General features: G+C 65.7%; 6 protein-coding genes and 1 tRNA gene. 5 read left to right on the top strand and 2 right to left on the bottom strand.

The window, feature by feature from the left end:
• Positions 1–5 precede the first annotated feature (5 nt).
• Positions 6–81: transfer RNA gene (locus Q7O19_RS05940), tRNA-Thr, on the bottom strand.
• Positions 82–216: 135 nt separating this feature from the next.
• Here Q7O19_RS05940 and Q7O19_RS05935 point away from each other — a divergent pair.
• The 5 genes from Q7O19_RS05935 to Q7O19_RS05915 all read left to right on the top strand — a co-directional run bounded on the left by Q7O19_RS05935 (position 217) and on the right by Q7O19_RS05915 (position 7939).
• Entirely contained in the window at positions 217–885 is a 669-nt protein-coding gene (locus Q7O19_RS05935; protein WP_303809258.1) for a hypothetical protein, read from the top strand.
• Between the two features lie 74 nt (positions 886–959).
• The gene (locus Q7O19_RS05930) at positions 960–5714 is read left to right on the top strand and encodes an NAD-glutamate dehydrogenase (protein ID WP_303809257.1); all 4755 of its coding nucleotides are present in this window, start codon (positions 960–962) and stop codon (positions 5712–5714) included.
• Between the two features lie 62 nt (positions 5715–5776).
• Complete coding sequence (gene gatC / locus Q7O19_RS05925; RefSeq protein WP_303809256.1) at positions 5777–6064, top strand: Asp-tRNA(Asn)/Glu-tRNA(Gln) amidotransferase subunit GatC; 288 nt, start codon at positions 5777–5779, stop codon at positions 6062–6064.
• Positions 6061–7515, top strand: coding sequence for an Asp-tRNA(Asn)/Glu-tRNA(Gln) amidotransferase subunit GatA (gatA, locus tag Q7O19_RS05920; RefSeq protein ID WP_303809255.1), 1455 nt, complete (start codon positions 6061–6063; stop codon positions 7513–7515). The genes gatC and gatA overlap by 4 nt, the downstream gene beginning before the upstream one ends.
• A gap of 10 nt (positions 7516–7525) precedes the next feature.
• Positions 7526–7939, top strand: coding sequence for a GtrA family protein (locus Q7O19_RS05915; RefSeq protein ID WP_303809254.1), 414 nt, complete (start codon positions 7526–7528; stop codon positions 7937–7939).
• 36 nt (positions 7940–7975) lie between these two features.
• Here the strand turns inward: Q7O19_RS05915 and Q7O19_RS05910 are convergent, their stop codons facing one another.
• Positions 7976–8500, bottom strand: a complete 525-nt coding sequence (locus tag Q7O19_RS05910) for a hypothetical protein (RefSeq protein WP_303809253.1) — start codon at positions 8498–8500, stop codon at positions 7976–7978.
• Positions 8501–8503: the final 3 nt, after the last annotated feature.

Below are 8503 nucleotides of genomic sequence, written 5' to 3'. Positions count from 1 at the left end.
AATAATGGTGCCGCTTAGGTGACTCGAACACCTGACCCCCGCATTACGAATGCGGTGCTCTACCGGCTGAGCTAAAGCGGCATCTCGGTAAGGCTGGCGATTTATCAGCGAGCGGGTGGACTGGCAAGGGGCAAGGCGGCGGCAGTGCGACCGCCCTGGGTGGGGCGGCGGGCCAGGCTGGCTCAATCCGGGGGCGAACCGGCCGTTATCCGGGGCATGAACCCTGCAAACCCCGGCTACGTCATCCCGCTCCGCGCCTTGGGCATGCATGATGCTGGCGTTGATCGATCGGCCCTCGATCGGCCGGGGCCGCTGCGGGAAGACCAGGTGCCGCGCAGCGTCGTGGTGGAACGACGTCTCACAAACCGGGCGCTGGCCGCCTGGCAAAGCGCGCACGACGACTGTATTGCGGCTGCGCTGGCACCGTTCTTCGATCACAGCATCGTGGTGAGCGATCCGGCGGGCCGCGCCATCATCGAAAGCGTGGGCGGCCCGGTTTCGGCGCGTTTTGGCCTCATCGCCGGGGTAGCGCTGCTGCGCGATCCCGGCCTGTCTGAAGAACTGGTGGCGGCCTGCGAACTGGTGGCGCTGCAACCGATGCTGATCCCGTTCGAAGCCAGCGTGAACGATCCGATGGGCGCACAGATGCTGGTGCGCGGCCTGGCGCTGCCGCTGCCCGAAGCCGGCGATCCGGCGGCGCTGGTGCAGATCGTGCTTAGTTGGCGCGAAGTGTTGTCGAAGAGCGCGGCGAAGCGCCTGCGCGCCGAACTGGCCAGCGCCTTTGCCCAGGTGCAGCGGCTGCCGCCGGCGGCCGATCCCTTCCCGCGGCGGCCCCGGTCCGGCGCGGCCCTTGATGTGTTCAATCGCACAAAGATTGCAGAGTGAGCTTCGAATCACACTTTTCTTTCGCGGCAGCGCGGCGCATAAGCTGCGCGAAAAATGTCGCGGGAGCGATCGAAGTGTCTGAAACGACCAAGCCCGGCACTGCTGCGGCCACTGCAAACACTCCATTGGCACAGGCGCTGGCGGGGTGCCTGTTTGCCTGCGCCTTGCCCGGCGAAATCGAAGGCCTGGACGAGGCGGCACGTGCTGCCGTGGCCGGCTTCATGGCCGGTGCTGCCGCCCGTCGTGGGCCCGATCAGCCGGTAATCCACATTGATCCGCTGGCCGATGATGGCGCCCGCCGCCTGCGCCTGGCCATCATCGGTGAGGATCGGCCCTTCCTGGTGGATTCCACCGCCGCCGCCGTCACTGCCGCCGGGGTGGACATCCACCGCCTGCTGCACCCGATCATCGATGTGCGCCGTGATGCGGACGGCACGCTGCTGGAGGTGATCGGACCGGGCAAGAATGGCGCCCCCCTGCCCGGCCACACCCGCGAGTCCATGATCTACATGGAGATCGAGCAGGTTGGCCACAAGACGCGCGCCGCGCTGGAGGCCAGCCTGGCACAGGTGCTGGCCGATGTGCGCGCCGCGGTGACCTATTGGCAGGCGATGCTGGCCCTGCTGCGCGAACGCATTCGCGCCCTTTCGGACAATCCGCCGCCGCTGGCCCCGCACCGCACCGCCGAAGCAATGGCCTTCCTCGAATGGCTGGCGGCCGACAATTTCACCCTACTGGGCGCCCGCCATTACCGGCTTGAAGGCGATCTGGACGATCCGGCGATGGAGGTGACCAGCGATGGGGGCCTTGGTCTGCTCGCTGATCCGGATTACCCGGTGTGGACGGGCATGCGTGGCCCCGCCGACACGCCGCGTGCCTTAAAGGCGCTGCTGGCCAGCCCGGAACCCCTGCTGATCACGCGCGCTGGCGCAGTTGTGAGCGTACACCGCCGGGTGAACGGCGATCTGGTTGCGGTGAAGGGCTTCGACCGCGAGGGCCGCGTGGTATCCGAAACGCGCTTCCTGGGGCTCTACACGTCAGCTGCACTCTCCACCTCGCCGCGCCAAGTGCCGCTGCTGCGCCGCAAGGTGGGCGAGATCATCGACGCGCTGGGCTTTGGCGAACGCGGCCACAGTGGCAAGGCGCTGGTGCATGTGCTGGAAAGCTTCCCGCGCATGGAATTGTTCGAGGCGAGCCCCGATCAACTGAAGGCGATGGCGCTGGGGCTGCTCTCGCTGCTCGACCGGCCGCGGCCTAAGCTGTTCGCCCGCGCCGATCCGTTCGGTCGCTTTGTCTCCGCGCTCGTTTACGTGCCGCGTGATCTCTACACCAGCCGCCTGCGCGAAGCCGCCGGCCAGATGCTGGCACAGGAATTGAAGGGCAGCATCGCGCGTTACGAGGTGGAACTGCGCGAAGAGGGCTTGGCGCGCGTACATTATGTGGTGGACGTGGCCGATGCCGCCAGCTTCTCGGCCGATCAGGAAATCGCGCTCGATCGCCGGCTGCGCCAGTTGGTGCGCGGCTGGGAGGAAGATCTGGAAGCGGCATTGGCCGAGCTAACCACGCCGACCCGCGCGGCACGGCTGGCGCGCAGCCACGGCCGGGCCTTTTCCGCCAGCTATCGCGCTCAGCACCAACCCGCCGAAGCCGCTGCCGACATCATGGCGCTGGCCACGCTGGAGGATGAGGATGATCGCACCGTGCGTATCATGGCCGCACCTGAACCCGGCCAATTGCGCCTGAAACTCTATCGCCTCGGCCCGATCATTCCGCTTTCCGAAGCGGTGCCGGTGCTGGAGAATTTCGGCCTGAAGGTGATCGAGGAATATCCGTTCGATCTGGACGACGGTCGGCTGGGCCGCATCAACGATTTCATCTGCGAAGTGCCCGATCCGGCCATCCTTGCCGATCTGCCGGCGCTGACGGCACGGCTGGAGCCGGCGCTAGTCGCCGTGCTGCTAGGCACGCGGGAAAATGACGGCTTCAACGCGCTGATCCCAGACTGCGGCCTTGAGGCCCGTGATGCCTCGCTGCTGCGGGCGTGGTTCCGTTATCTGCGGCAAACCGGGGTCACCTACGGCGTGATGACAGCGGTTGATGCACTGAAGCGCTATCCCGATATCACGCGCGATCTGGTGGCGCTGTTCACGGCGCGCTTTGCGCTGGATGTCGCCGATCGCGCCAAGGCGCAGGAAGAGGTGCTGGCCCGCATTGATGCCGGCCTGGCCGAAGTATCCGGCATTGATGATGATCGCATCATCCGCCTGTACCGATCGGCCATGCTAGCCACGCTGCGGACCAATTTCTTCGTGCCCGGCGGGCCGGAGGCGATGGCCTTCAAGATCGATTCCGCCGCCATGCCCGGATTGCCCCACCCAATCCCCTATCGCGAGATCTGGGTGTTCTCCCCGCGCGTGGAGGGCATCCACCTGCGCGGCGGGCCCATCGCCCGCGGCGGTCTGCGCTGGTCTGACCGGCGCGACGACTTCCGAACCGAAGTGCTGGGCCTGGTGAAGGCGCAGAAGGTAAAGAACACGGTGATCGTGCCGACCGGCGCCAAGGGCGGTTTCTATCCCAAGCTGCTGCCGCCGGCATCGAACCGTGATGCATGGCTGGCCGAAGGCACCGAGGCCTATCGCATCTATATCCGCGCGCTGCTGTCGATCACCGACAATCTGGATGTGGCGGGCACTGTGCTGCCGCCCGCTGGCGTGGTGTGCCACGATGCGCCCGACCCGTATCTGGTGGTCGCCGCCGACAAGGGCACCGCGACCTTTTCCGACACTGCCAATGGCATTGCCGAGAGCCAAGGCTTCTGGCTGGGCGATGCCTTCGCGTCGGGTGGCGGCAATGGCTATGACCACAAGGCGATGGCCATTACCGCCAAGGGTGCGTGGATCTCGGTTCAGCGGCATTTCCGCGAAATGGGCATCGACGTGCAGAGCGAGACGGTACGCGTGGCCGGCGTGGGCGACATGTCGGGTGATGTGTTCGGCAACGGCCTGCTGCTTTCGCCCGCCGTGGCGCTGGTGGCGGCCTTTGACCATCGCCACATCTTCCTTGATCCCACGCCCAATATCCCGGCCGGCTTTGCCGAGCGCCAGCGCATGTTCGCGCTGCCGCGATCGAGCTGGGATGATTATGACAAGGCGCTGATTTCGGAAGGCGGCGGCGTGTTTGCGCGAAGCCTGAAATCCATCCCGCTTTCGCCCCAGGTGCAGGCCATGCTGGGCGTGAGCGCCGACGCAATGGCGCCCGGCGAACTGCTCAGCGCCATCCTGAAGATGCAGGTCGATCTGATCTGGTTCGGCGGCATCGGCACTTATGTGAAGGCGTCGACCGAAAGCAATGCCGACGCCGGGGACCGCGCCAATGATGCGATCCGGGTGGACGCACACGCACTGAAGGCAAAGGCGATCGGCGAAGGTGCCAATTTGGGCCTCACCCAGGCCGCGCGCATCGAATTCGCGCGCACCGGCGGCCGCATCAACACCGATTTCATCGACAATTCGGCCGGGGTCGATTGCTCCGACCATGAAGTCAACATCAAGATCGCCCTGAACGGCGAGGTCGCCGCCGGCCGCCTGTCGCGGCCGGATCGCGATGCGCTGCTCAAGGTAATGACCGACGACGTTTCGGAACTGGTGCTGCGCGACAACCGCCTGCAGACGCAAGCCATCAGCCTGGCGGAAACCGGCGGCGCAGCCGCCGTGCCGGTATTCCAGCGGCTGATCCAGACGCTGGAATACCGCGTCGGTCTTGATCGCAAGGTTGAAGGCCTGCCCGGTGACGATGTGCTGGGCCAGCGTGCGCAGGCCGGCGAAGGCCTGACCAGGCCGGAACTCGCGGTAGTGATGGCCTATGCCAAGATGGCCGCCTATGACGTGCTGGTGACCAGCGCGGTGGTGGATGATCCGCTGCTGGAAGCTGATCTGATCGCCGCGTTCCCGGCTTCCATGCAGGGCACGCACCGCGATGCGATCCTGCATCACCGTCTGCGCCGCGAACTGGTGGCGACCAAGCTGACCAATGAACTGATCAACCGCGCCGGCCTTTCGGCGCCCTTCGAACTGGCCGAAGAACTGGGCGCAGGCATCGCCGATATCGCCCGCGCCTTTGTGGCGGCGCGGCAGCTGTTCGGCTTTGCCGGGCTGTGGCTGGCGATCGATACGGCGGCAGTGCCGGCCACGGCGGCCAATGCGCTGCACCGCGCTGCGGAGGGCGTCCTGCGTGCCCAGATGGCCGATCTGGTGCGGCTGGGCGGCGGCCGCAGCGCCTCTGCCCTGGTTGCCGCCATCGCGCCGGGCCTGAAGGCGCTGGGCGGCAGCATCGAACAGCTGGTCAAGGCCGAAGTGCGCGGCCAGCTCGACCGTTCGGCGGCTGAACTGGCCAGCGCCGGCGCCCCGGCCGATCTGGCGCGCAGCATCGTGCATGTCGAAGCGCTTGATGGCGCGGTGGGCGTTGCGCTGCTGGCGGCCGAACGCCGGCTTGATGTGGCGGCCACGGCCCGGGCCTATACAATGCTGGGCGAAACCGCCGGGCTGGATTGGGCGCGCGGCGCGGCGGGGGCGCTAAACCCGGCCGATCCGTGGGAACGGCTACTGACGGCGGCACTGGTGCGTGATTTCGAGCAGATCAGGCTCGATCTGCTGCGCCATATCGTGCCGGAGGGCAGCAACCCGGTGCAGGTGCTGGCGCTGTGGCTGGAAGCCCATGCGGCGCGGGTGGCGCGCATCGCGGCCTCCATCACCCGGGCGCGCGACAGCGGCATGGTAAGCGCGGCGATGCTGGCGCATATTGCGGGGCAGGCGCGCGGGGCCTTGACGTGACAAGCTGTCGGGGAAGCGTTCGCCCTCTTGTTGCAAACGGCCTCGCCTGCTAGCGGCAGGGCATGTCTGTGGATAGCCAAACCGTACGAAAGATCGCGCGCCTGGCGCGGATCGCCGTGACCGATGATGAGGTGCCCGGCCTTGTCGAGCAGCTGAACGACATCCTGGGCTGGGTGGAACAGTTGGGCGAGGTCGATACCAAGGGGGTCGAACCGATGGCCAGCGTCATGCCCGGCAATATGCGCTGGCGCGAAGATGTGGTGACCGACGGCGGCATTCAAGACAAGGTGCTGGCCAACGCACCCGATGCGGCCAGCGGCTTCTTTGCTGTGCCCAAGGTGATCGAATGAGCGCGCTGACCGATCTTTCGCTGGCCGAGATGAAGGCGGGGCTGGACGCCAGGCAGTTCAGCGCGGTTGAACTGGCGCAGGCGCATCTCGATGCGATGGCAGCCAATCGGCATCTGAACGCGTTCATTGTCGAAACGCCGGAACTGGCGCTGACGCAGGCCAAGGCCGTTGACGACGGCAAACTTAGCGGCCCACTGGCCGGCATTCCGCTTGGCATCAAGGATCTCTTTGCCGTTGAAGGCGTGCAGACCACGGCGGGCTCAAACATCCTCAAGGGTTTCGTGCCGCGCTATGAATCGAGCGTGACGGCCAATCTGCTGCGCGATGGCGCCTTGTTCCTCGGCAAGCTCAATATGGACGAATTCGCCATGGGCTCGTCGAACGAGACCAGCGCCTTTGGACGCGTCATCAGCCCGTGGAAGGCCAAGGGCTCAGACGCTGAACTGGTGCCAGGCGGTTCGTCCGGCGGTTCGGCGGCAGCAGTTTCGGCGCGGCTGTGTGCCGGCGCCACCGGCACCGATACCGGCGGCTCGATCCGCCAGCCCGCCGCATTCGTCGGCATCGCCGGCATCAAGCCAACCTATGGTCGGGCTTCGCGTTGGGGCACGATCGCCTTTGCCTCCTCGCTCGATCAGGCCGGGCCGATGGCACGCACCGTTACCGATTGTGCGCTCATGCTCACCTCCATGTGCGGGTTTGATGCCAAGGATTCGACCAGCCTCGACATCCCGGTCCCGGATTACGCTGCCGGCCTGACGGGCAGCATGAAGGGCAAGCGCGTCGGCATCCCGGCCGAATATCGGCTCGACGGCATGGATTCCGAAATCGCCGCGCTTTGGGATCAGGGTATTGCCTGGCTGAAGGCCGAGGGCGCCGAGATCGTCTCGGTCTCGCTGCCGCACACGAAATACGCTCTGCCCACTTATTATATCGTCGCCCCGGCCGAGGCCTCGTCCAACCTCGCCCGCTATGACGGCGTGCGTTACGGCAACCGCGTCACGCATGCGGGCGGCAACGTGCACGATATGTATGCCGCCACCCGCGCCGCCGGCTTCGGCAAGGAAGTGAAGCGCCGCATCATGATCGGCACCTATGTGCTGTCGGCCGGCTTTTACGACGCCTATTACACCCAGGCGCAGAAGGTGAGGGCCCTGATCGCGCGCGATTTCGAAGCGGCCTTTGAAAAGTGCGACGTGCTGATCACGCCAACGGCGCCCAGCCCAGCGTTCGCGTTTGGTGCCAAGGCCGATCCGCTGGCCATGTATCTGAACGATGTCTTCACCGTGCCGGCCAGCCTTGCAGGCCTGCCGGCGATGAGCGTGCCGTCCGGGCTGTCCGCCTCCGGGCTGCCGCTGGGTCTGCAGATCATCGGTCGCCCGCTCGACGAGATGGGCGTGCTCGATGCCGGACTTGCGATCGAACGGGCAGCGGGCTTCAGCGCCCGCCCGTGATCGCGGCCTGATGAAAGCACTCGCCCCCAAAGAAAAACTGGCAACGCGCGCAGGGCTGGCGCAGTTCCTGCGTTTCGGCCTGGTGGGCGTCGCCAACACCGCAACATCCTACCTCGTCATCCGCCTGCTGGCCGAACCGCTTGGTGTGCCGGCGGCCAGCGCCATCGGCTATGCTGCAGGCGTGGTGCAAAGCTTCGTGCTCAACCGTTTCTGGACCTTCAGTAACACGCGGCCCCGCAAAGATGGGCGCCTGGGCGGAGAGGCACTGCGTTTCATTGCCGTCAATCTGACCTGCGGCGGCTTGTTCACGCTGGTTAACAGTTTGGCTGAACCACATATCGGATTGTTAGCGGCAACACTGGCCGGGGTTGCAATGGTGACGCCATTAGGCTTTATCCTTAACCGATTCATCATGTTTCGTTGACATGAGGGGATTGGGCGTTGGTCGGATTATCGGTGGTCATCCCATGCTATAATGAGGAAGCCTGCCTGCCCGAACTGCACCGCCGGGTTGCCGCGAGCAACGCCAGGCCCGCCCCAGAAGAAAATTGGCAAAGCCCCAGTTGAAGATCCAGCTGTAGAGAAGGGGCAACGCCAGCAGTAGCGCCGGCCAGCGCACATGCCCGGTAATGGCGCGGTTGAGTGCAAGGATGCCGGCAAACAGCACGGCAAGGATCAACACCGTCAGCCGGTGCGGCAGCAGCGCCAGTGGTACGATCTGCAACGCCGCCACCGCAATCACATCCAACCCGACATTGGGCAGGATCGCCCAGGCCGCGGCATAATTGGCAGCAAACAACGGATTGTTCGCCAGCGTGGCCAGCACCTGGAAACGTGCGACATGGTTGTAAAAATCGATGAGCGGCAACACCGGGGTGACGATCAGCGGCAACAGCCCCAGCGCCAGTATGGCCGCCGGCCAACGTACAGCGTTGCCCCATCCGGCCGGCGTTGCCGCCAGGGTTGGCGCTGTCCCTGCGATCACTCC

The organism is Sandarakinorhabdus limnophila DSM 17366 (genome assembly GCF_945882885.1).
GTDB classification, from domain to species: Bacteria; Pseudomonadota; Alphaproteobacteria; order Sphingomonadales; family Sphingomonadaceae; genus Sandarakinorhabdus; species Sandarakinorhabdus limnophila_A.
Note: the sequence above shows the minus strand (reverse complement) of the source record. Positions and strands in the feature narration are given on the sequence as shown.